This window comes from Bacillus sp. ISL-57 (genome assembly GCF_018613135.1).
GTDB lineage: Bacteria > Bacillota > Bacilli > Bacillales > DSM-1321 > Peribacillus > Peribacillus frigoritolerans.
In genome coordinates this window covers 238100-262459 of record NZ_JAGGQV010000019.1, presented here as the reverse complement: position 1 = coordinate 262459, position 24360 = coordinate 238100, and the positions used below count along the sequence as shown (strand labels likewise).

Below are 24360 nucleotides of genomic sequence, written 5' to 3'. Positions count from 1 at the left end.
TCGTCATCATTTTAATTACGCAAAAAGGTTGGCAGGAGCACTTTTTGAACCCTCATTTTGGAGTATAAAGATTGACCGCAATGTAATTTTTATTGGAACCTTATTTACCTTTTAATAAGATTGATAATGATCTATTGTAAAGTATGAACATTCATATCATATACTTATCTAAAGGTGAGTGTAGACTTATGCGCGAAACCTGTGTTCCGGCAGGTGTGAAACCAAATGAAACTGGCTTTGGATATACGCTGTCCTTGATAGGCGGCAAATATAAAATGATCATAATGTATTGGCTGTCAGAAAATAAGGTCATGCGTCATAATCAGCTGAAGCGAAGTATCGGTACCATTTCCTTTAAAACGCTAAGCATCATGTTAAAAGAGTTGGAGGCAGACGGCCTTATCATACGCAAGGAATTTCCCCAAATACCTCCAAAAGTAGAATATTCATTATCTGAACGTGGTCTATCTCTCATCCCATTGTTAAATATGATGTGCGAGTGGGGAGAGAAAAACAGTTTGCCAGTTCAGGAGACTAAACAGCAGTAGGTGTAGCTATTTGGTTAAATCAAAAGAAGTATTTCCCTGACAAGGAAATACTTCTTTAATGAACTGCCTATTAAAGGTTATCGACAAAATTCAAATAATCTTGTGCGCTTTTTTTCAATTCGCTCAAGGATGGCTCATTTTCAGCACCATAAAACGCAAAGAATGAACGATAATCTGCATTGCAGTATAGGAAGGTAGTTTCAAAGGGAGATAATAAATGTTCAAGTGTATAGCGATATCTTCCTTCTTCACTATAATCCTCTTTGCTAATTCCGGCAGATACAGCTAAAGCAGCTTTGCGATTCTTTAATTTATCCCCTCCATTTGAACCATAAGCCCAACCATAAGTAAAAACATCGTCAAGCCATCTTTTTAGGAGAGGCGGACAATTAAACCAATAAAAAGGGAACTGTAAAACAAGATTACTATGCGATTCGATTAATTGCTGTTCTTCTTCCGCATTAATGTTTCCGTCAGGGTAAACCTTATACAATTCGTGTACTGTATACTTTTCCGGATATTTCCTTAGCGATTCAACCCATCGCTTATTTATGACGGATGTTTCTAGACTGGGGTGTGCTACGATAACAAGAGTTTTCAAAGATTTCTCCTCCTTAACCATTATTTATTTTAAGTATAAAGTGCACTCTGCAAGTACGTAAGTATGCACTTTTAGTATAGGTACTTACCTAAAGGAGAGTGTTAAATCAGGTATAACTAAAAAAAACGATCTGTAAATTCCAATATGAGGAAGATGTAAAATCTTACATCAGTGTGTGAAGAAGGCTTTAAACAAAAACGCCTGGAATGGGAATTTGTAAGAGGTGTGATTGATTCCTTTTTAGATTCGGGGAAATAAGGAAGCGGCTAGACTTTCGGGGATATCAGTTAATACGTATCTGCTACCAGCTCTATTTGCTACAATCGGGGGAATTGTCCTTGCATTAAGGGTCATGACATCGGAAATCAATTCGGGATCCGTCTATTGATGCCGTCGCGGCAGCCTTCATTGATTCCTCCGTTTTAGGAGCGGGAAAACCTAATGCCTTTAGAACCTTCAGCGGTGCAATCCTAGTTGGATTCCTTCAAAATGGGATGATCATGGATGTCCGTTCCGTATTATGCGATGGATTAGTCAAAGGAACAGTTCTTGCCCTTACGCCCGCGGTAACCTATTACAAGCTAAAACACTAAAATGAATCCATTACGTTAATATGACTAAGTGATACATCTGTATGTAGAGGATTTAAGAGGCTGGTAACCAGCGGTAAGTTTTACGAAAGATTAAGAAGAAAGAGGAAGAGGGTTCTTTTTAGCCCTCTTTCCAATATACTCACTATATTTTGTTTTTATAAATGACTTTGTTAACATCGTGTCTTACTGTTTTGTGACCTTCTTTCATTCCTTTCCCCATGGCAATAAGCATAACATCTAAATACCTATCGGAAATGTTTAAGGCGGACTTTAATTGTTCGGAATCATACCCGGACATTGTAATGGTTTCAAGACCCGCCTCGTTCGCCAATAAAACTAACGACATTGACGCCAGGCTTGCGTCTCTTATTAATTCAACCTTTAAATCTTCTTTTGATTTATTTAGATAATAATTGATTGCCGCGTTTGTTAGATAATCTCTTACTGATGCGTCAAAATAACCTTTTTGAAATTCATCCTCATGTATCATCATGATATTTTCTTTTTCAAATGCTTGATAGTCACCTAGTATAACAATCAGAACAGAGGCTTCAATTACCTGTTGTTGATTAAAAGCGATGGGCAGTAACAAATTCTTTAAATATGGTTCATCTATAACCAGGTATCGTGTTGCTTGAATATTGTTTCCGTTAGGGGATTTACTGGCTCCTTCAATAAGTGTCGCCAACGTTTCTGGACTAATTTTATACTGGGGATCATACTGCCTTACGGAACGTCTTTTTTCTAAAGTCTCTCTTACACTCATCGTGTTCACTCCCAATGTTATATTTGCTTTATAATCAGAGTATAATGGACCCATGATGTAGAAGAAAATAACGCACAATAAAGTGGCATAGCCACCTTTATGTGCCTATTCAGGAGGAATGGGGAATGAAGAGTTTAAATACGGGAATAAATATTTTCATGAATACTGTAGGAGGAAAGTGGAAATGCTTAATCCTCTTTTTTCTGAGTCAAAAACCTATGAGGACAAAAGAGTTTTATATTCTAATACCGGCCATTACCCAGAAAGTCTTAACCGACCAATTAAAGCAGCTGGAAAGAGATGGGCTTGTCCGAAGAGAAGTATATAAAGAAGTACCACCAAAAGTAGAATACAGTTTAACTGAGTTAGGTCAATCATTTGTACCTGTATTAAATACAATGTGTGAATGGGGCACTACATATGCATTCGAACAAAACCTAGAAAGACAAGATCAAATCTGTCGTCATCATAAATAAGTAAGATTTGCATCAACTAGGAGTATGGATTTTTTTTGACAAGTTCAGTAATTTAATACTTTATTAGAGGAAATGTCTTGAAGATGACTTTTGGCATTCTCTCTAAAGATTGTATTAAACTAACAGGTGCTATACTTTAAAGTTGCTTGCCCCGCCCCTCTCTTTTTTAAATGTAACGGTTAGTTGCATAAGATTTTTTTTGCTTTATAATTAGTACCAGGTGTTAATATCAAGTTATAAAATGATGCAATTCATACACACGAGGTGGCTATTCTATGTTCAAATCCAAAGCACGCATTACTGCGATAGGTTCGTATGTTCCTGAAAAAAGGTTAACAAATAAAGACTTAGAAAAAATGGTTGAAACCAATGATGAATGGATTGTTAAACGTACCGGTATTAAAGAACGAAGAATTGCACATGAAGAGGAGTTTACTAGTGATATAGGTTATAAAGCTGTAAAGGATTTAATGGAACGGTATGATAAATCTGTCGAAGATGTTGATATGATCATTGTCTGTACCTTTACTCCTGATTTCAACACTCCAAGTGTAGCATCTTTAATCCAAGCAAAGCTAGGTATTAAGAATACTGGGGCTATTGATTTAAACGCTGCCTGCGCAGGATTTACTTATGGGCTGCATGTAGCTAATGGATTAGTAACATCGGGTTTAAATAAGAAAATCCTAGTTATTGGAGCGGATACTTTATCAAAACTTATGGACTATGAAGATCGAGCCACTTGTATTTTATTTGGAGATGGCGGAGGAGCAGTCCTTGTAGAATATGATGAAAAACAGCCAAGTTTTCTTTCTTCACATTTATATTCGGAGGGTGAAGGCGGAAAACATTTATATAGTACAAACCTATCGACACGCATAAATGGTGAAGACTTAAATGATAGCGGCGACCTTGTACAAAATGGACGTGAGGTTTATAAATGGGCTGTCACGACCGTTCCAAAAGGAATGCAAACTGTGATGAAAAATGCTGAATATCAATTGAATGATGTTGATTGGTTCGTACCGCATAGTGCAAATTTAAGAATGATCGAGTCAATATGTGAAAGAAGCGGCTTTCCAATCGAACGAACTTTATATAGCTTAGTGGAGTATGGAAATACTTCTTCAGCAACAATTCCATTATCTTTGGAAATAGGGATAAAAGAAGGGAAGCTCCGTGGTGGTGAGAAGGTTTTATTATATGGTTTCGGCGGTGGATTAGCTCAAGCCGGATTGCTTATCGATTGGACCCTATAACACTACTTTCTAGTCAGGGTAATTCAACAAGACCTTTATTTGATTTTTAGACAACTAGAGGTATACAACAACATCCACTTAAACAGAACCTTTGAACTGAAGTGAACCTAAATAGTTAGGCTCTTTATTTAAACAGCCTTGAAGGCATGAACCCGGTAATCTACCGGGCTCATGCCTTTTTATCGTATATTTGGTCAAAAAAACTGCACCTCCAATTTGGGTGCAGTTCATTTTACGGTTCTCTATTATCTTACTTAACATTCTTCTCGGAAGCGTTTGTTTTCTCTAACGAACCAATCTTTTGTTTGTTTATTGCATTTTCAGCGGTATTCAACTTTTTTCTCATTGGGAAGTAATACAAAACAGCTGGGACAACTAACCCAATAATCCAAGCGATATCTGCTCCTTCAAAGGCCCTGGCTATCGGTCCTACATAGAATGATGTGTTTATAAAAGGGATTTCCGCCAAGATTGATACTAGAAATGCCATACAAGTAATCCAATTTATTTTGCCATATTGACCGTTCACATCAAAAATATCTTTTACATTGTACTGGCCATGTCGCAGCAAATAATAATCAACAAGGTTGATGGATGTCCAGGGAATTAAAAAATAACTAATGAAAAAGATGAAATTTAAGAAAAAGGATAGGAAATTACTCTGACCTAGTAAGCACAAAACGGTACCTGCTACTGTTACACAGAATATCATTCCTATTCGTACTTTCGGTGTGACCTTTAATTTAATAAACGGTTCAATTGTTGTTATGGTTGCCATGAATGCTCCATATAGGTTAAAGACATTTATTGCAAGCTGTCCAAAGATGATTATAAAGAACATGATTATAGCAAAATTTCCAAACAGGCTGGCCAAGTTGCCTCCAGAGTGATCAAGGAAGTTAGGAATCGCTATGGTTAAGGTTGCGCCTAATGTCATCATCCATATAGTCCCGATGACTGTGCCGGCGTAACTATACCAAAATGTATGGGCCGTGGGTGTGGTTATCGGTAGATACCGAGAATAGTCTGCAACGTAAGGGGCATATGCCAATTGCCATGTAGCAACCATACTCACCGCCAGCAAAAACACTGGTATATCCAAATTTTCAATGGCCCAACTGCCTGCCGGAACTTGCAATTGGAAGACTATATATGTAGCTACAATATAAATACAAAGAGACGCCCAGGATAATAATTTTTGCATTTTATGAATTAAGTTATAGCCATAAATGGTGGCCACGAAACAAAGTACATTTAAAAGTATTATGCTCCATGTTTGGTCGATCTTTGTTAAGCTGCTTAAGGTTTGTGCTGCAAGCAAACCGCTGCTGGCAAAGAAGCCTAAATAGACAAACATAACGAGAAACAAGGGGAAGATGGCTCCGATTACACCAAATTGAGCCCGGCTTTGGATCATTTGCGGAATTCCGAGTTGAGGTCCTTGAGCTGAATGGGAGGCCATGAAAATGGCACCTAATAAGGTACCGACAATTATTGCAGCCAGACTCCAAAATAAATTAAGACCTAATGTAATGGGCAATGCCCCTGTCACAAGGGTGGTAATATGCATATTTGCCCCAAACCAAATTGGAAATAAATCACGGGCCTTGCCATGGCGTTCGTCTGCCGGAATATATTCTATACTGCGAGTTTCAACTTTCATCAATTTACCCCCTATCAAATTCGGTATACTACCATGTACCATGCAAGCATATTTTATAGAATCACTATAATTGTAAGCGTATACAGATGTCAATATTTTCAGAAAAAATAATTTTCAAGGGAACTATCATAAAAGATTCGTTCATTCATCTAGTGAATTTCAATATATCAGATTGATTATTAGACTGAATGATTGAAAATATTAAACTTTAGTTTGAAAGTTGTGGAACAACATATCTCCGAATAAAAAGTAAAATTTTATATTTTTTGAATTGACAGTCTATTTTCCATGACCTATAATTGCACTTATCAAGAGCTTGCATGGTACATGGTACAAACTTTTAAAAAGGAGGGGCTTTTCATTACAGCTATCTTAACGTTGGGGATTACGGCTCAGGTTACGAACGCTATACGCGAATCCATAGTAACTGGAGATTATGAACCAGGACAAAAATTATCGGAAACTGTTTTATCAGAATATTACAAAGTTAGTAGAACCCCTATCAGGGAAGCATTTAAACAGCTAGAAAGAGAAGGGTTAGTCGAGATCATTCCAAGGGTTGGAACATGTGTGACCAAACCAACTGAAAAGGAATTGGATGAGTTATTTACTTTAAAGGAAGTAATGGAAGGACTTGCAGCGGGGTTGCTTGCAGAAAGCGGAAGTGCAGAAGACATAAACAACCTTAAGCAAGCGGTGTCTGACATGGAGGTTGCTATACAAACCTCGGATAAAAAGCTATATGTCGAGGCTAATGATGTCTTTCATTCAGTCATCCAAGAAGGCGCCAATAACTCTAAATTAAGTTACATGCTAAACTTGCTGCTCAATCAAATACCTTATAGACAGTATGTCTTTTTAACCATCGAAGATCCGAATCGCCGTGAGAGATCACTAAAGGAACATCAGGCTATCTTGATAGCTATAGAGAAAGGCAATCGGGAGGAAGCGGAGAAGGCCATGCGAGAGCATGTAAAAGCAAGTGGAATGCAACTTAAAATGGACATAGCAAAGAAACTTGGTCAAAAAAAGTGATATGAGGGGGAATGAGTACTATGAAATTTGGAATCTTTGCAAATCTTGCAGGACAGGGAAGACATGATGAGTATTATAAAGTGCTGGATGAAGCGCGTGAGCAAGCTATTTACTGTGATGAAAATGGTTATGATTCGATTTGGTATACTGAGCACCACTTTGGTCATGAAGGAAATGAATTGATTTCTAACCCGATCTTAATGGGGGCTGATATTGCTGCACGTACAAAGAACATTCGAATTGGACAAGCTGCGAATGTCGCCACTTTCTGGCATCCGCTGCGTTTGGCGGAAGACATAGCAATGCTTGATCAGTTAAGCAAAGGACGTGTGGAAGTTGGTCTGGCACGTGGATTATACGGACGGGAAGCGGCTAATTTAAACACTTTGGCGGATCCGGCAAATCAAGAACAAAACCGTGCACTGTTTGAGGAAACATTGGAAATTTTAAAAAAGGCTTGGTCAAACCGTTTCTTTTCACATCAAGGTGACATCTATCAATTTCCTCCTAAAGGTTTAAAGTGGAGTCACCCTATGAGCCCATCAACACCGGAATTTATGGATATGGAAAAAGGCGAAATTGATAAAATTTCCCTTATGCCTAGACCTTACCAGCGATCACTTCCGCTGTGGCAAGTAATTGATTCCCCGCGTTCTATTGAATTGGCCGCGGAGAACGATATACAAGGAATGTTTTGGATGCCGACCGTCAAAGAATTAAAAGGCCGTTTTGAACTGTATCGTGAAAGGGCTTCCAAATCCAAAGGCTATGAAGTGCCACTTGGTCAGGGTATAGCTTTAGTACGTGATGTATATGTAGCGGAAACGATGGAACAGGCTCGTCAAGATGCGGCAGAAGCAGTATTGAACAACTATCGCTGGATTTGTCACTGGAGGGGGCTTAGCAACCTTATGGATCCGGGTGAAACAGTAAAAGAAGGACAGGAATTGAACTATGAATTCTTACATCCAAGAAATTTATTGTTTGGTACACCTGACTATGTAACTGAGAAAATTCAAGAATTGAAGGAAGAACTGAATTTAGAAACTTTACTGCTTTGGGTGAACCATAATGGTTTGCCACATGAAAAAATGATGAAAAGTTTAAAATTGTTCACGGAAGAAGTAATGCCAAGATTCACAAAAACTAAATTGGGGGTAATGTAAATGTTAGATATTCGTAAAGTGTATACAGCTATTGAAGAAACACGTATTGAGGGCGGTAAAAAAGTAGAGAATCCCATCAAGATGATAACAACTATGGCGGTTATCAAAAATCCATGGGCTGGCAGAGGGTATGTTGAAAATTTAAAACCGGAAATTGATGAATTTGCACCGCAAATTGGCGAACTATTAGTTGCTGAACTATTTAAGCACATTAATTCCGCCGATGACGTCGAAGCATTCGGCAAGGCAGCTGTCGTAGGAGTTGATGGGGAGGTTGAGCATGCATCAGCTTTTATCCATACTTTGAAATTCGGTAACAAATTCAGGGACGCCGTGAAAGGAACGAGCATCTTAAGCTTTACAAATAAGCGTGGTGGCGCTGGATCTGCTGTGCTCATACCGATGGTACATAAGACAGATGAGTCTGAACGCTCTCATTTCATTACATTTGAAGCTTCTATACCTGATGCACCAAGGGCCGATGAGATCGTTGTTGCCATTGGGGCTTCTACAGGAGGACGTCCTCATCCGAGAACAGGAAACAGGCATCAAGATATGGTTGAAATGGGGCTGGTTTAATGCCAACTACATTGCATGGAAAAGATTCGCTTCATTATGAAGAGAAAGGGATTGGTCAATCGCTTATCTTTATTCATGGTGTTGGTCTTGATCTTACGATGTGGGAAAAACAAGTTGAAGAATTGTCGAAACATTTCCGTGTTATCACATATGACATGGTTGGGCACGGAGGATCCGAGCATCCTCCGGGTCCTTATTCCCTTTCACAGTTTGTTGAGCAGATAGAAGAACTAATGAATCACTTACGGATTAAAGGAAGCCATATTATTGGTTTCTCCATGGGTGGTATGGTCGCTCAGGCATTTGCATTAAAATATCCGGATAAAGTGAAAACGCTAACAATTATGAACGGAGTGGCCAATCGGACGAAGGAACAGAGGAAAGCCGTTTTAAAAAGAGTGGAAGAAGTGAAAATAACGGGCCCTTTGGCAACAATTGAACCGGCCATTAAACGCTGGTTTAATATTGAATTCTTGAATTCAAAGGAAGAAACCGTCAGTAAAATCCGAGAAAGACTTCAGACAAACGATGCTGCTTCATATTTAGCGGCCTATACACTTTTTGCAACTGCGGATGAAGAATTGTGGCCGCAAATCCACCAGATTAATATACCGACCCAAATTATAACAGGGGAGCATGATGTAGGTTCAAATCCCGAAATGGCAAGACAAATGCATGAAAAGATTGTGGATTCAGAATTAATGATAGTACCAAATATGAGGCATATGCTGCCGATAGAAGGATCTAAAATAGTGAACGAAGCTATTAGGTCGTTTATTGAAAGACAAAAGCAAAGGGGTGACTCGATGTGAAAGAGCTGAAGAAATATCAGATGTATATAAATGGGGAATGGGTAGAATCATCAAGTGGTGAATATTTCGATAGTTATAACCCTGCAACCGAAGAAGCTTGGTGTCAAGTCGCTAAAGGGAATGCTGAAGATGTAAATCGTGCCGTTCAATCTGCGCATAATGCATTCTTGCATTCAGGATGGACCAATATGACATTCACGGAGCGGGGGCGTCTGGTTAGAAAGCTTGGAGAGCTGATTGCTGATCACTCTGAAGAACTTGCGAAAGTCGAATCACTGGATAATGGGAAATTAATACGCGAAATGCGTGGTCAGGTAAAATATTTACCTGAATTTTTCTATTACTATGCAGGTCTAGCAGATAAAATCCATGGTCAAACCTTACCAATTGATAAAAAAGAAATGTTCGCTTTTACATCCAAAGAGCCCCTGGGGGTAGTAGCCGCCATTACTCCTTGGAATTCCCCTCTTTATTTAACAACCTTGAAGCTTGCACCTGCACTTATAGCAGGAAATACCATAGTCATTAAACCTTCGGAAATGACTTCGGCCTCTCTATTGGAACTGGTGAAACTGGTTGAAGAAGCTGGTTTTCCGCCTGGTGTAGTAAATGTAGTTACCGGCTTTGGAACTCCTGTAGGCGATACACTCACCTCCCATTCTCTTGTAAGGCGTGTGGCATTTACGGGAGGTTCAGAATCAGCACGGCATATTGTTCGTAATTCTGCTCAAAATTTTGCACAGGTATCACTTGAACTTGGAGGGAAATCACCCAATATCGTGTTTGAGGATGCTAATCCGGATAATGCGGCGATGGGTATCATAGCTGGTATATTTGGTGCTTCAGGACAAAGTTGTGTGGCAGGTTCGCGTGCATTTTTACATGTCGATATTTACGATGAAGTGATGCAAAAACTTGTAGACCGAGTATCGAAAATCAAGATTGGTGATCCTTTTCAAGATGAAACAGAAATGGGACCGCTGGCTACGCAGGCCCAATTGGAGCGAGTCGAAAAATACGTGGCTATCGGGTTAGATGAAGGTGGAAAACTTGTTTGTGGAGGTAAAAAGCCTGAATATTTAGAGAAAGGTTGGTATTTTGAGCCCACGATCTTCGAGCATCACGATAATAATTCCCGTATTACAAAGGAAGAAATATTTGGCCCTGTGTTAAGTGTTATCCCTTTTAAAAATGAAGAAGAGGTTATTCAATTAGCAAACAGTACTGATTACGGATTGGCAGCAGGAATTTGGGTGAGTGATATTGCAAAAGCTCATCGAGTCGCGAAAGCTATACGTGCTGGAATCGTTTGGGTGAATACCTATCGAAGTATTTCACCAATTGCTGCAATCGGCGGATCTGGCCTAAGCGGTTATGGAAGAGAAGGCGGTTATGAAGCGATTCATGAATATTTGCAAGATAAAGTGGTTTGGATCAATACATCATCTGAGCCGATTCCTGACCCGTTCATAATGAGATAATAGAAATTTTTGGGTAGACGCTTTTATCGTAGGGTTTTAATAAGGAGGAAAAGTGAAATGAAATTACTGGGGATTTCAGGAACGATAATAGGAACTAAGACGAAAGTTGTTATTGAAAAGGTTTTAGAGGAAGTTAAGAATAACCATCCTGATATAGAAGTCGAATTGCTTGATTTGAAAAAGTATGATGTTCAATTTTGTGATGGCCGTAATCCGTCAACATACACTGGAGATACGAAAAAGGTAATTGATATCGTTACCTCAGCAGACTTTTACATTATAGGAACTCCAATATTCCAAGGGTCAATTACAGGAGCTCTTAAAAACTTATTTGATTTAATACCCCCGAAGGATTTCCGTAATAAAGTAATGGGGCTAGTCGCTACCGGTGGAACCTACCAGCATTATTTAGTCATTGAAAATCAGCTGAAACCTATAGCCAGCTATTTCCGTGCATTTGTTGCACCTGGCTCTGTTTATGCTCATAATGACCATTTCAATTCACAAAACGAACTGGTTGATGAGGAAGTTTTGGAACGTATTTCAATGCTGGGTGAAGAAATCATTTTTATGCAAAAGGCACTGAAAAGTACTAAACAAAAGCACCAATTAAGCTAAAAGATAGTAGATTTAGGAAATGAAAAAACTCCAATTGATAAATCGTTTTGGAATTGAGTACATTTCAATTAGCAGAGCTAAGTAGCAAGGAGGGGACAAATTGCTATTAGATGTAGAAGAGATAATAAACTTAACTGATTTATCCTTTATTAAAGTTTGTAATGAAAAGTATGGGATTAATAGAGGAGTTTATAATACCATCGATGCTTGGTTTTATAAGCAAGGAATTAGTAACATTCTAGAAAGGCGCAATAGTATATTGTATTTTCTTGAATTTATTAAGCGAAGTTCCGAGAGTGAAAATAATCACTGTAAATTTGGTCACGGTGGCTTAACGACAAAATTAGAAGAGTATTATTTTCCAAGAATGGAATCGGCTGTTTCAAAAATTGCCTCTAATCTTTAGATGAAGCACTTACAAAGAGTGAAGGGTGGCTGAAAACATGACAATCATAGATAAAGTAGAAAAAAAACATTTACTAATTAAAGGGGAATGGGTGGAGGGGAAGGAGTATAGTTCGCTTCGTTCTCCTTATTCAGGAGAAGTCATAGCTGAAATCCCCCTGGCCACAGACGAAGAAACCGACCAAGCTATTGAAGCGGCGCAAAAAGCAGCTAAGGTGATGGCAAAAATGCCAGCCCATCAACGTGCGAAAATCCTGGAAACATTGGCCCATCTTCTTGAGGAGCGCGCGGATGAAGCCGCCCAAATCATATCTATTGAATCAGCAAAGCCAGTTACAACCGCTAAGGGCGAGGTGGCGCGGACAATTGAAACCTACAAGTTTGCCGCTGAAGAAGCGAAACGAATTCATGGAGAAACGCTTTCGCTGGATGCCGCCCAAGGCGGCGAAAACCGACTCGGTTACACTGTACGTGAACCGATTGGAGTGATTGGAGCCATAACACCTTTCAATTTCCCCATGAATCTAGTCGCTCATAAAGTAGGTCCTGCTATCGCCGCAGGGAATACAATTGTATTAAAGCCAGCAAGCCAAACACCTCTATCCTCTCTGTTCCTCGGAGAATTATTACAGGAAGCCGGATTGCCTGCAGGAGCATTAAATGTGGTCACGGGTGGAGGAAGAGTGGTTGGAGACAAGTTGGTCACTGATTCTAGAGTAAGTATGATTACTTTTACCGGCAGCCCAGGAGTCGGGATTGGCATCCGCAACAAAGCCGGATTGAAACGAGTGACGCTGGAGCTGGGATCCAATGCAGCTGTCATCATTGACAGGGGTGTGGATATCGATAAGATCATTTCTCGTTGTGTGACGGGAGCATTTTCCAATCAGGGACAAGTATGTATTTCTTTGCAAAGGGTTTATGCTCATGAAGAAATCTACGATAGCTTTGTTGAAAAGTTTATAGAAGCAACCAAACTATTAAAATTAGGTGATCCGCTTGATCCAGAAACGGATATTTCCGCTTTGATCTCCCCAAATGATGTTGAAAGAAGCCTCAATTGGATTGATGAGGCGAAACAAGGTGGAGCCAAGATTGCAACAGGTGGAATAGCGGAAGGCAATATCCTTCATCCGACCGTCATCTTGGATGCAGATACTCACACAAAGGTATCTTGTCAAGAAGTATTCGCCCCAATCGTTTTGATTAACATGATTCAATCAGTAGAACAAGCTATTGATTTGGTGAATGATTCAATTTATGGCCTGCAGGCAGGGATTTATACGAACGATGTAGGTACAGCACTGGATGCAGCGGAAAATTTACAAGTTGGTGGAGTCATGATCAACGATATTCCGACATTCCGTGTGGATAATATGCCGTACGGTGGTGTGAAGGAAAGTGGAACTGGACGTGAAGGATTAAAATATGCAGTTGAAGAAATGACAGAAATGAAGCTGGTTGTATGGAACCGAAATTAGGGAGTGGAAGAGCATGGCTTATTATGCAGCAATTTTACATATGATTGATGCTGAAAAAAATATAGAAGTGCGTCCACATCATATCGAGTATTTAAACGAACTTGATCGTAGAGGGAAGGTTTTTGCAAGAGGCCCTTTTGCGGATGGCTCAGGCGGCTTGGTTGTCTATATTGCAGACACATTTGAAGAAGCACTCTCTTTAGCGGAAAATGATCCACACGTTGTACATAAAGTGCGGAGACTCGAATTAAAAGAGTGGAACATTTAATAATGAAACGTTATGATTGCGTGTCAATGCAATGAATATATACCGGGAGCTGGAGACAGTTCCTTCATTATAGGGAGGTTGCCGAGGCAACCCTTTTTTATGTGCAAAACAACTACATAACGAAAAGGTAAAGTTATATTAAAAGTGAGTAATGATATTAATCAGACCTTACTACCCTTTGATAACTTCCAGTTGTTATATTGTGAAAGTATTAGTGCAAAAAGGATCAAAGAGCGAAATAAAAAAATGCTTCGTGTGGTTAAACAGGCAGGAAAAAATAGGTTTAAAAGTCTTGTCTATACAAGGCTTTTTTTGAATTAAGGTCAATTATGTGATGGCAAGATGGCTTATTTAGTAGAAAGATTATAGAATTGAGTAGCTGCTTAACTGGCTAACTAAAACCCCGAAGACGCTTGGAAGACAATCGGCGGAAAGGGATCAGGTTTCTGAAGTTTATTTCCACTCCAGGTACTCGCTTTCCGTGGCGGTTCCCTCGGCGACATTTGCGCCTGCGGAGTCTTCCTTGGACACGCTTTTCCCGCAGGAGTCTCGAACACCTGTTCCAATTCAACTGGAATGTTTTTTTAAAAAAACTGTAAGCAACACAGGTGTCTAGAGTGGCTACATCCCGAACCATGATTTTAAAACTAAATGAGGTTATACTTGTTGATGTTTTATTGTTTTATGAAACCCTCATTAGATTGAAGAAACTTGCGACACTCCTGCCGAATAACTGGCTAGCCGAGACCCCGGAGGCGCTTGCGCCGAGGAGGCTTGGCAGACAGTCGGCGGAAAGGGAGCGAATTTCTGAAATCAACTGGCACTTTTTGTGGTTTTTCTTTCTACAGCAGTTCCGGAATATTAAACGGAAAACCTTGATATATCAAGGTTTTCTTCGGTGTCACTCATAGGTTGCATAGTAATGCGCTCATTACTATCTTTACTTTGCACGATTCATCTCAAAATACTAGGAGTAGGAAAGGCGATGAACTCATTATGATTTTTAGCGAACGATTAAAAAAAGAACGGGAAAAAAGAAATTGGTCACAAAATGATCTTGCAGAGAAGATTCATGTGAGTCGCCAATCTGTATCCAAATGGGAAACGGGAAAAAATTATCCAAGTATTGAGGTACTCATTAATCTGAGTGATTTATTTCAGATTACGGTAGATGAATTATTAAGGAGTGACGAGGAATTGAAAGAAAAAATAATACGGGAAAGTAAGCAGTTAGCATTTCCAAAAAGGAAAATGTTTTTTGATATCGTGTTAGTAATAGGAGCATTTTTATTAGTGTCTAAATTGATTATTTTTGGTCTTAACAAATTTGCTGGCACCGATATTACCATTTTAAAAAGCATGCCAGTTGTATCGAATTTTTTACCATTTGCTTTGATGGTTATTGGCGGCATCGGTTCGGATTATTTGAAGGATAAATATATAGATTAAAAATACTCTCTTCTAAAAATGCATAGTGATTCCCAAGGGAATGAAAACCTTTTGGTAAAATTGATCATAAAAGAAACAGAACCTTTGAATTTCAGGTTCTGATCCTTTTTATTATTTGAACTTTTGCACTTCTTCATTTCCTTCGAATTTGTTATCTTTCAATATGCCAATTTCTTCAATATGATTTCGTGCCGTTTCATCCCCTAATTTATAAATGAGGGCATAAAGCCTTTTCATGGCTGCATCGTATTTATCATTTGCCCGGTCATGATGATAGAGAAGGTAGGGCACATGTGATCGGGCATATGCCTCCAGGTCATCTTTTCGGTGTTCCTCCAAGCATTGTTTCAAATCTGCAAGTTCCTCATCAGTTGCGTGCACCGTGAAGCTCGGATTTTCTTCAAGTTTTTGTCCGAGTACGTCACCGCTGACCAAATCGACATGGTAGGTCTGTTTTTCCTGTATCATTCTGCTCATCACCCTTTCCGGCATTTATCTATTCTGTACCACTATTTGTAAAAAGTTAATCATGAAAGTAAACAATTCCTTAATGAAAAAGATAGGAAATAAAGGTATCGGACTCCTTATCAAATGGTTTAAGATGGATTTACAGAATAATATGGTAAATGGAGTGGTGATATTGAAGAGGTCAATCATGGTTGTTTTTTTTGTGTTGATTGCTTCAGGCTGCGTAACAAGGAATTATGATTCCAATATGGATTTAGGGAAAAGTCAGTTGAATGAGGAAAATTATTTAGAAGCCCACGAGGCATTTGAATTAGCTTATAAAGAAGCAAAAACACTTAAATCAAGGGAGTTAATGGATCTTTCAGGTTTGCTGGCGAGTGGAATGAAGAAATACGACGAACAGGATTTTGAATCGGCCAAAAAAGATTTTGAAGAAGCAACCGCATATAAAGCAAAATACCGGGAAGGTAAACAAATGGTTTCAAAGGCGGCGGAAATGCACCCGGTATCGGACTCCGCCACGATAGAAGCAGTAGTGGGAAATGATGATGTGAAATCCACGGAGGAAACAACCGAGGAAGGATCCAAAGCAGAAGATGAGGCGGCAACGGATACAAAAGGCAAAGAGGGAAGCAAGGATTCGGATCGTGCATTAAGTAAATCTCAGGCGGAGAAGCTTGTGAGGGATTACGTCGATATGAAAAACTTTTCGCAATTGCAAATCGAATATGATCATGATGCCGAAAAGGGAGATTATATTTTTCATGTTTTCGAGGTAGATGAACCTAGTCAGAAAAGCGGACACAAAACCACTTGGGGCTGGTATGGCGTGAATAAGGAGACCAAAGAAGTTTATGAAGTCATGTAAGGATAACTGAATGGTCGAATGGGAGGCCCCTGTGTGGCCTTTTTATTTTGTTGTGCGGCAACATACAGAATTCGATAAAATTTTATGATTTTTGGTATAGGATAGCCGAATTCTTTATTTTCTTAAGGATTTTTTAATAATTCCTGTTTATGATTGTGGCAAGTAAAGGACAATCATAGGAGGGATAAAGATGGAGAATTATAATGGTGAGGAGCAAGTCAGAATCAAGGCAGAGCGGAAAAAGGGTAAGTCTCTCTGGATAACTAGCCTTGTTTCCGGAACGGTTGCTTCTATGGTTACATCATCTGTATTTCTATTTGGCGGAGACTTTATAGATCAAGGGAAAAGTTCAGTGAATGAGTCAACCGAAACGGCAGGTGTACAGCAAACGGACAGTGTTGAAAAGGATAAAAATGTCACGGCGGAAAAGTTATCGACAAGTACGGATTCAAATGATAGGGCAGAGATGGTCGAATCAGCATCCAAATCGATTGTAGGGGTCGTGAATTTACAGGAGATGCAAAGCCAGAACCCGTACCAGCGGCAAAGCACGGAGAGCGAAACGGTTGAAAGCGGAACTGGCTCTGGGGTCATTTATAAAAAAGCTAATGGGAAAGCCTATATCATCACGAACAATCATGTTATTGAAGGAGCTAAGGAAGTCGAAATTTCATTGTATGACGGACAAAAGGCAACGGCAGCTGTTGTCGGGGCAGACGCTTTGACGGATTTAGCAGTTTTGACAATTGATGCCTCGAAAGCACCAGAGGGAATTAAATTCGGGAATTCTGATAGCATGCGTCCAGGTGAAGAAGTATTGGCAATTGGCAACCCACTTGGACTTGATTTTTCAAGATCGGTTACACAAGGAATCGTCAGTGCCAACGGACGCACCATTTCAGTCGATACCTCGGACGGGGAGTGGGCACTTGATGTCCTTCAAACCGATGCAGCGATCAACCCTGGCAATAGTGGCGGTGCATTGATCAACACCGCTGGGGAAGTGATCGGCATAAACAGTCTGAAGATTTCCGAAAACGGTGTGGAAGGCTTAGGGTTTGCCATACCAAGTAATGATGTGATTCCGATTGTTACGGAACTGATTGAAAATGGAAAAATCACACGTCCATATTTAGGAGTCAGCTTGGCCAGTATGGAAGAACTGCCGCAATATTACATTCAAAATGTTCCTGAAGCCGTAAAGTCCGGTGTAATGGTGACGAGTATTGAAGCGGGGTCGGCTGCGGTGAATGGAGGGCTTAAGCAACAGGATATCATTGTTGAGATTGATGGAACGAAAATAAGTACTTCCGCAGCATTAAGGAAATACTTATATACAGATAAGAAAATCGGCGATAAAGTAAAAATTAAAGTATACCGAGGCACTGAAGAGAAAACGGTAACGATAACCTTGCAAAAACCATAGAAAGAGGTAAGGCCCCTGATCATTCATCAGGGGCCTTTTATTTAGAAGTTTTTAATAGTATACAAAAGGTTAATATCGGAAAAATAGATAGTGTATTTGCACTGTTTTACAATTCTTTTATATAGTCTTGAATACCTAAAAGTGAATGGTAGTGGCTTCTATTTGTCAAAGTATTCATCGTTAATATGTTAAAAAATAGAAAAGATTTGACAAATTTGTGAAATGTCATAAAATAGAAAGAAAGGGGATGAAATTATGGAAGCTAATCAGAAGATGTTAGATGCAGTGAAATGGGTATCGGGCACAGGGTGTGTAATCGGATTTATTATTTTTGCTTTAAGCTTTTTTGTAAGCGATTACAATAAGGATTATATATTTACCGTTGTTGGAATCGCCATCACATTAAGCGCAGCTGCCATTTTTCTAGTTGGTATATTTTTTGTCCTGACAGAAGAAATGGTAATGAATACACATAAAGGTGAAAGAATTGAACCCGAAACGACTAAAATCATCAAAATGAAATCAAAGGCTAAAACTCATACAAAAAGAAGTACGGAATTCAGTAACTAAAACCAGGAATATAACGTAATGAACTGGCTATCATCAGATTCACTAACATGCTTGAACAAAACTAGCTGATTCATTTATCAGGGAGCCAATTTGACTTTAACTATCGAATGCGCTTTCATACCATTTGTAACGATTAAATTTTAATACAATACACGGCACTCGTTAAGTATCAAAAATAAAGAACCCTTTCATAAACGGAATACATACGATGTGCTTGGATATCCAAACTGAACTGCCCGAACGCAGGAAGTTCTAACATTACATTTTTAACTATATCCACGAGAAAAGGACATTTTTCCCAAAGTCCTTTTTTTGTGTTTTTTTTTTGTACTTTTACTTTAAGATGCAATACGGAAGTCGTGGGTTCTAAAGGCGGAGTTGAATGAACCACTAACTGTCCTCTTCCTGTAATGGTTAAGTCCTGTCCTGCTGAATGATAACATGACCCTGCAACAAGTGACCGACCCCTGAATTATTTCACCCATTGACTACTCTAAACGGCTGTTTAGGAATACTGACAAAGCAATAAGTATTGCGAGGGGAAAGAGCCCAATTACACACTCGTTGTTTCCTTATATATATATAATATTGACCAGTGTTGGATCCAAAGAGATTTGAGGCAAGGATTCAACATCGTATCCAATGCGGCTATCATTTACCAACTTCCATGGCCGGGTATAAAAAATCCGTTTTAAATCATGTTCTCCAACGATAAATACCTACTTGACAGGATAGGTAATTTCATTCATATTCTTGAGTGGGGTTAAGGCAATATACACGGAGAGTATAATGAGGAATTTTCATTTCATTATATTAGAGTAGTAATAAACGGATAGTTGATCAGTAATATATGAAATCCTGTACTGATAAGTGAATTTCCATAGGTATGTTGTTAAACAATTATTATATTTCATTTGCTGAAGTTTTTCGAACATTTCAGTTCATTTACCATCTTCTTACTGCTCTTTAATGAACTTTATGTGACAGATGTCACTTTGTATTGTCTTTTTTTAGACTTGGGATTAATATTGGTATGTCGGGGTTTGTGAACATGGTAACACTTTGTCCGAATAATTACCAATTGGAATTTTATTATGTAAGAAAGGGGTAGTACTATGAAAATAAAATGGGCTCTATTAACTATACTTTTTACTATTGCCACTGTGCTAACCGGTTGCGATAACCCATTAATGGTCTTGGACCCTAAAGGGCCAGTAGCTGCAACACAAGCAGATGTTATTATGATTTCGATATGGACAATGGCCTTTGTCGTCCTTGTCGTTATGGTACTGTATATCTTCATGATAATGAAATATCGTGCTTCCAAACAACGTGATGATTATGAACCGCCTCATATTGAAGGAAGTAAGGTTCTTGAAATAATTTGGGTTGCGATCCCAATTATAATCGTCGCTTTCCTATCCGTTGTTACTGTTAAAACAACAAATGAAGTTGAGGCAACACCTAAAGGATACGGAGATCAAGAACCTTTAGTTATTTACGCTTCATCTTCCAACTGGAAGTGGCATTTTAGTTATCCGGAAGAAGATATCGAAACGGTCAACTATCTGTTTATACCGACTAACCGACCAATCGAATTTAAACTTTACTCATTCGGTCCAATTTCAAGTTTCTGGATTCCGCAACTTGGAGGACAAAAATACGCGATGTCGGACATGGTTAATACGTTGCACTTAGCAGCTGATGTACCAGGTGAGTATATGGGTCGAAATTCAAACTTCAGTGGTTCAGGTTTTGCTCAGCAAACGTTTAACGTTAATGCAATGTCAGCAAAAGATTACGATAAGTGGGTAGATGAAATTAAAGCTACTGCTAAACCGATTACTGAGGAAAAATTCAATGAATTATTAAAACCTGGTCATGTGGGACAATCCACATACACTGGAACTCACTTAGAGTTTTCACCAGCTCCTGAAGGGGAAAATGCTGGTCATGACCACGGATCTTCTGATACTGAAGAACATGATTCCAAGGATTCACACGAGGATCATTCAGAACACAGCAACATGAATCACTAAGAATTAATTTCGTTCAATAAAACAACTAGGTTTACAAGATAAGAAAACAACTAGGTTTACAAGATAAGGAATATTTTCCTGAAAGGAGTCACAAAAGTATGGATTACTTTGATCGATTTGCCGTACCTCATCCAAGTCCTGCGATATATGCATCCATGGTTGCCATTGGTTTAACCATGATTGCGGTTGTTGTCGGAATTACCTATTTTAAAAAATGGGGTTACTTATGGCGTGAGTGGTTAACAACGGTTGACCATAAACGTATTGGTATCATGTACATCTTGGCAGCACTGCTTATGCTTTTCCGCGGTGGCGTCGATGCTCTTATGATGCGTGCTCAAACGGCTATTCCAGATAACGGTCTTTTGGATGGACAGCATTATAATGAGGTATTTACAACACACGGGGTCGTCATGATCCTCTTCATGGCTATGCCATTTATCATTGGGTTAATGAACATTGTTACACCATTACAAATTGGAGCGCGTGACGTAGCATTCCCACGCCTGAACGCAGTAAGCTTCTGGTTATTCTTCATGGGGGCAATGCTATTTAACATCTCTTTCGTAGTCGGTGGTTCTCCTGATGCAGGCTGGACATCTTACTTCCCGCTGGCAAGTAACGATTTCAGTGAATCAGTCGGTTCGAACTATTACGCGATTTCACTTCAAATCGCAGGTATTGGTACATTAATGACTGGTATCAACTTTATCGTAACCATCTTGAAAATGAGAGCACCTGGCCTGAACTTAATGAAAATGCCAATGTTCACATGGTCTATCTTGATTACAAACTTCATTATCGTTTTCGCGTTCCCTGTATTGACAGTGGCACTTGCGTTGATGACAATGGATCGTCTATTCGGAACTCAATTCTTTACGATGGCCAATGGCGGTAGCGATATGCTTTGGGCGAACTTGTTCTGGGTTTGGGGACATCCTGAAGTTTATATAGTAATTCTTCCAGCTTTCGGTATTTACAGTGAAATCATTTCGACATTTGCACGTCGTAACCTGTACGGGTATAATTCGATGGTTATCTCCATGGTAGCTATTTCTACTCTATCTTTCATTGTATGGGCTCACCATTTCTATACAATGGGTCACGGCGCAATGGTTAATGGTATCTTCTCGATTACCACGATGGCAATTGCCGTCCCGACTGGTGTTAAGATTTTCAACTGGTTGTTCACACTTTGGAAAGGTAAAATCGTATTTACCGTTCCAATGCTATACTCTTTAGCTTTCATTCCGATTTTCACGCTCGGTGGGGTAACAGGGGTAATGCTTGCCATGGCAAGTGCTGACTACCAATACCATAATACAATGTTCTTAGTAGCTCACTTCCACTACGTTTTAATCCCTGGTACTGTATTTGCCGTACTTGCCGGTTTCACGTACTGGTGGCCAAAAATGTTCGGTTTCATGTTGAGCGAAAAAATTGGGAAATGGTCGTTCTGGTTCATTATAGTCGGCTTTAATGTAACCTTCTTCCCGATGTTCATCACTGGTTTAGATGGGCAGGCACGTCGTATGTATACGTACTCTGAATCAACAGGATATGGTCCATTGAATATGCTCTCTTTCGTTGGAGCGATTGGTTTAGCAATAGGTTTTGCACTTATTGTGTACAATATCTATTGGAGTACTCGTTATGCATCAAGAAATATCTCAAACGATCCATGGGATGCACGTTCTCTAGAGTGGGCTACACATACACCAATCCCTGAATATAACTTTGCAGTTGTGCCAACAGTTGCTTCTACAGAAGCATTCTGGGATGCAAAGAAAAAAGGCTTTAAATTATTTGGCGGTAAAGTAGAAAAGATTCATATGCCAAATAACAGTGGCGTGCCGTTTATCATGAGCTGTATCTTCTTCGTTTGGGGCTTTGCATTGGTATTCAGCATGTGGATCATTGCGATCATTGCAACGATCGGTATCTTTGCTTGTATGATTCACCGTTCATTCGAAAAAGATCACGGACGTTATATCTCAGTTGAAGAGATCGAAGAAACTGAAAATAAATTGCGAGGTGCTAAGTAATGAAAATAGATAACTCGCTGCCACTTGAATATAGCACGGAAGAAAATCGCTTAAAGATTTTTGGGTTCTGGATTTTCCTAGGAGCAGAAATAGCTCTTTTCGCTACACTGTTCGCCACTTATTTTGTATTGGTTGGTGGTACTGGAAATGGTCCAACAGGGGAACATCTTTTTAAAGTCCCAACCCTGATGTTTCAAACAATCTTTCTTTTAACCAGTAGTTTTACCATAGGTCTTGGAATCAATGCGATGAGACTTGGCAGGCAGAAAGCGACGATTGGTTTCTTCATTATCACCCTTATTCTTGGTTTAGGCTTTTTAGGAGTCGAAATTTATGAATTCGTGGAGTATGTACATGAAGGAGCAACGATTCAAACAAGTGCTTTCTTATCTAGTTTGTTCACACTACTAGGTACGCATGGAGCTCACGTTACACTTGGTTTATTCTGGGGAACCTTCATCATCATGCAGATTAAAAAACGCGGTATGACTCCACAGACAACAAACAAGGCTTTCATCTTTTCACTTTACTGGCATTTCTTGGACGTTGTCTGGATTTTCATCTTCAGTTTCGTCTACCTGAAAGGAATGATGTAATATGAAAGAATTATTCCCACGGGGCCAAGTTATGGGATTTGCTTTTTCGCTAGTCCTGACTTTGGTCGCACTATCAGTTATTATGTTTGATCTCTCACTGAAAATGGGTGTGATCATCTTACTTGTTACAGCTTTCATGCAAGCAGCACTTCAATTTGTTATGTTCATGCATGCAGGAGAGTCTGAAGATAAAGCATCGATTTATACAAACGTTTATTACGGATTGTTCGTTGCATTGGTTACAATTTTCGGTACAATGCTAACAATGATTTGGGGATATCAATAATCGATTCCGGAAAAACTGGGTGTCTTGATGACGCCCAGTTTTTTTGATTTTTAAACCGGTCTATCCATTTCATTCATGGAAGTTTGTTAACAAGGATGTGGCCGAAACCATATTGTTTAGTATAACCATTTCGCAACATTATATTTACTCTTTTTTGAAGCGCGCCCGTGCGTTTAAGTGCAATGTTTACTAAAGTGAAACGTTAATAGAACGGACACATCTACTAAGAAAAACGGTCAGCCCCTTTTGGTATAATAAGTTATGTAAGAATTAATTTATAAATGTAGCGGAGATGATGAATTGACTTTGCCGGTTTTGATTTTGACAATTATCTTAAGTTTGTTAAAAATATTGGTTTCCTGTCTTCCAACCGATGCAGTTAATTGGATTATCAGCAAATTTAAAATACACGCAGAAATTAGTGGCGGGAATGCGATCGTAACCTTTGACGGAAAACGTTTGGAAGGTGAAGAAAAAATTCAAGTTATTAATTATTTTAATAACGCTAGGTTTTTGAAGAAAAATCATATATTCCCAGGAAACGAGCATTTGTTTTTACATCCAGAGAACAGCTGTACTCCATTGGTCATTGATACTAAAAGAGGCAAAAAGGATGTTAGGTTATTTGTATATATTTACAGCGACCGCGTGGATGTAGTTAAACAGTACAAGAAGAAGCTCATTTCTTATAGTCTGTTTTCCGATAGCCTCCAAGAACGTTCCATGCCATTAATAAGAAGTTTAGTTTAATAGAAAAAGACGGTCTCTTAAGGGACCGTCTAAGACTTTTGACAACCGTTAATTTTCACTCCAGGCACTCGCTTTTCCCGCAGGGTTCTCGTACCCTCCGTTCCAATTAACT

Annotated in this window: 26 protein-coding genes and 1 pseudogene; 23 read left to right on the top strand and 4 right to left on the bottom strand. The window is 39.2% G+C overall.

The genetic code is table 11. The features are described 5' to 3' along the window. Positions 1 to 188 precede the first annotated feature (188 nt). Positions 189 to 548 (top strand): winged helix-turn-helix transcriptional regulator, encoded by a 360-nt coding sequence (locus tag J7I90_RS21850; protein WP_034305910.1) that lies wholly within the window; start codon positions 189 to 191, stop codon positions 546 to 548. 70 nt (positions 549 to 618) lie between these two features. Here the strand turns inward: J7I90_RS21850 and J7I90_RS21845 are convergent, their stop codons facing one another. Beyond that, positions 619 to 1149 (bottom strand): NAD(P)H-dependent oxidoreductase, encoded by a 531-nt coding sequence (locus J7I90_RS21845; RefSeq protein ID WP_214773724.1) that lies wholly within the window; start codon positions 1147 to 1149, stop codon positions 619 to 621. Between the two features lie 244 nt (positions 1150 to 1393). Between J7I90_RS21845 and J7I90_RS27535 the strand changes: the two are divergent. Beyond that, positions 1394 to 1742, top strand: a pseudogene (locus tag J7I90_RS27535) (ABC transporter permease); the annotation flags it as partial. Between the two features lie 142 nt (positions 1743 to 1884). Here J7I90_RS27535 and J7I90_RS21840 read toward each other — a convergent pair. Further along, complete coding sequence (locus tag J7I90_RS21840) at positions 1885 to 2508, bottom strand: nitroreductase family protein (RefSeq protein WP_214773723.1); 624 nt, start codon at positions 2506 to 2508, stop codon at positions 1885 to 1887. Positions 2509 to 2633: 125 nt separating this feature from the next. Here J7I90_RS21840 and J7I90_RS21835 point away from each other — a divergent pair, with 125 nt between their 5' ends. Both J7I90_RS21835 and J7I90_RS21830 read left to right on the top strand, forming a co-directional pair. After that, a complete protein-coding gene (locus tag J7I90_RS21835; RefSeq protein WP_214773722.1) occupies positions 2634 to 2984 on the top strand; it encodes a winged helix-turn-helix transcriptional regulator in 351 nt (116 codons plus the stop codon). A 275-nt stretch (positions 2985 to 3259) separates the two neighbouring features. After that, positions 3260 to 4243 carry a ketoacyl-ACP synthase III gene (locus J7I90_RS21830; protein WP_214773721.1) on the top strand — a complete coding sequence of 328 codons (984 nt, stop codon included), beginning with the start codon at positions 3260 to 3262 and terminating at the stop codon, positions 4241 to 4243. 250 nt (positions 4244 to 4493) lie between these two features. Here the strand turns inward: J7I90_RS21830 and J7I90_RS21825 are convergent, their stop codons facing one another. Beyond that, the gene (locus tag J7I90_RS21825) at positions 4494 to 5906 is read right to left on the bottom strand and encodes a purine-cytosine permease family protein (RefSeq protein ID WP_214773720.1); all 1413 of its coding nucleotides are present in this window, start codon (positions 5904 to 5906) and stop codon (positions 4494 to 4496) included. Between the two features lie 378 nt (positions 5907 to 6284). Here J7I90_RS21825 and J7I90_RS21820 point away from each other — a divergent pair, with 378 nt between their 5' ends. The 11 genes from J7I90_RS21820 to J7I90_RS21770 all read left to right on the top strand — a co-directional run bounded on the left by J7I90_RS21820 (position 6285) and on the right by J7I90_RS21770 (position 15200). Continuing rightward, positions 6285 to 6941: a GntR family transcriptional regulator gene (locus tag J7I90_RS21820; RefSeq protein WP_251025408.1), complete on the top strand. Its 657-nt coding sequence runs from the start codon at positions 6285 to 6287 to the stop codon at positions 6939 to 6941. Between the two features lie 20 nt (positions 6942 to 6961). Further along, on the top strand, positions 6962 to 8107 hold the full coding sequence (locus J7I90_RS21815; RefSeq protein WP_214773718.1) for an LLM class flavin-dependent oxidoreductase: 1146 nt from the start codon (positions 6962 to 6964) through the stop codon (positions 8105 to 8107). Next, positions 8108 to 8686: an amino acid synthesis family protein gene (locus J7I90_RS21810; RefSeq protein ID WP_214773717.1), complete on the top strand. Its 579-nt coding sequence runs from the start codon at positions 8108 to 8110 to the stop codon at positions 8684 to 8686. Next, complete coding sequence (locus J7I90_RS21805) at positions 8686 to 9498, top strand: alpha/beta fold hydrolase (RefSeq protein WP_214773716.1); 813 nt, start codon at positions 8686 to 8688, stop codon at positions 9496 to 9498. The genes J7I90_RS21810 and J7I90_RS21805 overlap by 1 nt, the downstream gene beginning before the upstream one ends. Then, a complete protein-coding gene (locus tag J7I90_RS21800) occupies positions 9495 to 10979 on the top strand; it encodes an aldehyde dehydrogenase (protein ID WP_311315195.1) in 1485 nt (494 codons plus the stop codon). The genes J7I90_RS21805 and J7I90_RS21800 overlap by 4 nt, the downstream gene beginning before the upstream one ends. 57 nt (positions 10980 to 11036) lie before the next feature. Continuing rightward, entirely contained in the window at positions 11037 to 11597 is a 561-nt protein-coding gene (locus J7I90_RS21795; protein WP_214773715.1) for an NADPH-dependent FMN reductase, read from the top strand. A gap of 100 nt (positions 11598 to 11697) precedes the next feature. Beyond that, complete coding sequence (locus J7I90_RS21790; protein ID WP_214773714.1) at positions 11698 to 12003, top strand: hypothetical protein; 306 nt, start codon at positions 11698 to 11700, stop codon at positions 12001 to 12003. Between the two features lie 37 nt (positions 12004 to 12040). Beyond that, a complete protein-coding gene (locus J7I90_RS21785; protein WP_214773713.1) occupies positions 12041 to 13483 on the top strand; it encodes an aldehyde dehydrogenase family protein in 1443 nt (480 codons plus the stop codon). A gap of 13 nt (positions 13484 to 13496) precedes the next feature. Beyond that, positions 13497 to 13751: a YciI family protein gene (locus J7I90_RS21780; RefSeq protein WP_101224938.1), complete on the top strand. Its 255-nt coding sequence runs from the start codon at positions 13497 to 13499 to the stop codon at positions 13749 to 13751. Between the two features lie 617 nt (positions 13752 to 14368). Beyond that, positions 14369 to 14662, top strand: a complete 294-nt coding sequence (locus tag J7I90_RS21775; protein ID WP_214773712.1) for a hypothetical protein — start codon at positions 14369 to 14371, stop codon at positions 14660 to 14662. Between the two features lie 85 nt (positions 14663 to 14747). Next, positions 14748 to 15200 carry a helix-turn-helix domain-containing protein gene (locus J7I90_RS21770; RefSeq protein WP_214773711.1) on the top strand — a complete coding sequence of 151 codons (453 nt, stop codon included), beginning with the start codon at positions 14748 to 14750 and terminating at the stop codon, positions 15198 to 15200. Between the two features lie 111 nt (positions 15201 to 15311). Here the strand turns inward: J7I90_RS21770 and J7I90_RS21765 are convergent, their stop codons facing one another. Continuing rightward, positions 15312 to 15668 carry a hydrolase gene (locus J7I90_RS21765; RefSeq protein WP_214773710.1) on the bottom strand — a complete coding sequence of 119 codons (357 nt, stop codon included), beginning with the start codon at positions 15666 to 15668 and terminating at the stop codon, positions 15312 to 15314. Positions 15669 to 15729: 61 nt separating this feature from the next. On the opposite strand from J7I90_RS21765, the gene J7I90_RS21760 reads away from it, so the two are divergent. The 8 genes from J7I90_RS21760 (at position 15730) to J7I90_RS21725 (ending at position 24248) form a co-directional block, all read left to right on the top strand. Further along, on the top strand, positions 15730 to 16536 hold the full coding sequence (locus J7I90_RS21760; RefSeq protein ID WP_214773709.1) for a hypothetical protein: 807 nt from the start codon (positions 15730 to 15732) through the stop codon (positions 16534 to 16536). Between the two features lie 190 nt (positions 16537 to 16726). Further along, on the top strand, positions 16727 to 17962 hold the full coding sequence (locus J7I90_RS21755; protein WP_214773708.1) for a S1C family serine protease: 1236 nt from the start codon (positions 16727 to 16729) through the stop codon (positions 17960 to 17962). 255 nt (positions 17963 to 18217) lie between these two features. Continuing rightward, complete coding sequence (locus J7I90_RS21750; RefSeq protein WP_048684972.1) at positions 18218 to 18532, top strand: hypothetical protein; 315 nt, start codon at positions 18218 to 18220, stop codon at positions 18530 to 18532. A 1115-nt stretch (positions 18533 to 19647) separates the two neighbouring features. Further along, positions 19648 to 20571, top strand: coding sequence for a cytochrome aa3 quinol oxidase subunit II (qoxA, locus tag J7I90_RS21745; RefSeq protein WP_214773707.1), 924 nt, complete (start codon positions 19648 to 19650; stop codon positions 20569 to 20571). A 98-nt stretch (positions 20572 to 20669) separates the two neighbouring features. Next, positions 20670 to 22616 carry a cytochrome aa3 quinol oxidase subunit I gene (qoxB, locus tag J7I90_RS21740; protein WP_214773706.1) on the top strand — a complete coding sequence of 649 codons (1947 nt, stop codon included), beginning with the start codon at positions 20670 to 20672 and terminating at the stop codon, positions 22614 to 22616. After that, positions 22616 to 23212: a cytochrome aa3 quinol oxidase subunit III gene (qoxC, locus tag J7I90_RS21735; protein WP_098184924.1), complete on the top strand. Its 597-nt coding sequence runs from the start codon at positions 22616 to 22618 to the stop codon at positions 23210 to 23212. The genes qoxB and qoxC overlap by 1 nt, the downstream gene beginning before the upstream one ends. A gap of 1 nt (position 23213) precedes the next feature. Further along, positions 23214 to 23498 (top strand): cytochrome aa3 quinol oxidase subunit IV, encoded by a 285-nt coding sequence (qoxD, locus tag J7I90_RS21730; protein WP_214773705.1) that lies wholly within the window; start codon positions 23214 to 23216, stop codon positions 23496 to 23498. A gap of 300 nt (positions 23499 to 23798) precedes the next feature. Then, positions 23799 to 24248 (top strand): YfmQ family protein, encoded by a 450-nt coding sequence (locus tag J7I90_RS21725; RefSeq protein WP_214773704.1) that lies wholly within the window; start codon positions 23799 to 23801, stop codon positions 24246 to 24248. The last annotated feature ends 112 nt before the right edge of the window (positions 24249 to 24360 follow it).

Coding starts and splice junctions, on each gene's coding strand:
- J7I90_RS21795 (WP_214773715.1), top strand. CDS start 11,037: ATGAAATTACTGGGGATTTCAGGAACGATAATAGGAACTAAGACGAAA.
- J7I90_RS21805 (WP_214773716.1), top strand. CDS start 8,686: ATGCCAACTACATTGCATGGAAAAGATTCGCTTCATTATGAAGAGAAA.
- J7I90_RS21755 (WP_214773708.1), top strand. CDS start 16,727: ATGGAGAATTATAATGGTGAGGAGCAAGTCAGAATCAAGGCAGAGCGG.
- J7I90_RS21840 (WP_214773723.1), bottom strand. CDS start 2,508: ATGAGTGTAAGAGAGACTTTAGAAAAAAGACGTTCCGTAAGGCAGTAT.
- qoxB (WP_214773706.1), top strand. CDS start 20,670: ATGGATTACTTTGATCGATTTGCCGTACCTCATCCAAGTCCTGCGATA.
- qoxD (WP_214773705.1), top strand. CDS start 23,214: ATGAAAGAATTATTCCCACGGGGCCAAGTTATGGGATTTGCTTTTTCG.
- J7I90_RS21765 (WP_214773710.1), bottom strand. CDS start 15,668: ATGATACAGGAAAAACAGACCTACCATGTCGATTTGGTCAGCGGTGAC.
- qoxC (WP_098184924.1), top strand. CDS start 22,616: ATGAAAATAGATAACTCGCTGCCACTTGAATATAGCACGGAAGAAAAT.
- J7I90_RS21810 (WP_214773717.1), top strand. CDS start 8,108: ATGTTAGATATTCGTAAAGTGTATACAGCTATTGAAGAAACACGTATT.
- J7I90_RS21780 (WP_101224938.1), top strand. CDS start 13,497: ATGGCTTATTATGCAGCAATTTTACATATGATTGATGCTGAAAAAAAT.
- J7I90_RS21785 (WP_214773713.1), top strand. CDS start 12,041: ATGACAATCATAGATAAAGTAGAAAAAAAACATTTACTAATTAAAGGG.
- J7I90_RS21770 (WP_214773711.1), top strand. CDS start 14,748: ATGATTTTTAGCGAACGATTAAAAAAAGAACGGGAAAAAAGAAATTGG.
- J7I90_RS21850 (WP_034305910.1), top strand. CDS start 189: ATGCGCGAAACCTGTGTTCCGGCAGGTGTGAAACCAAATGAAACTGGC.
- J7I90_RS21750 (WP_048684972.1), top strand. CDS start 18,218: ATGGAAGCTAATCAGAAGATGTTAGATGCAGTGAAATGGGTATCGGGC.
- J7I90_RS21815 (WP_214773718.1), top strand. CDS start 6,962: ATGAAATTTGGAATCTTTGCAAATCTTGCAGGACAGGGAAGACATGAT.
- J7I90_RS21830 (WP_214773721.1), top strand. CDS start 3,260: ATGTTCAAATCCAAAGCACGCATTACTGCGATAGGTTCGTATGTTCCT.
- J7I90_RS21825 (WP_214773720.1), bottom strand. CDS start 5,906: ATGAAAGTTGAAACTCGCAGTATAGAATATATTCCGGCAGACGAACGC.
- J7I90_RS21835 (WP_214773722.1), top strand. CDS start 2,634: ATGAAGAGTTTAAATACGGGAATAAATATTTTCATGAATACTGTAGGA.
- qoxA (WP_214773707.1), top strand. CDS start 19,648: ATGAAAATAAAATGGGCTCTATTAACTATACTTTTTACTATTGCCACT.
- J7I90_RS21760 (WP_214773709.1), top strand. CDS start 15,730: ATGAAAGTAAACAATTCCTTAATGAAAAAGATAGGAAATAAAGGTATC.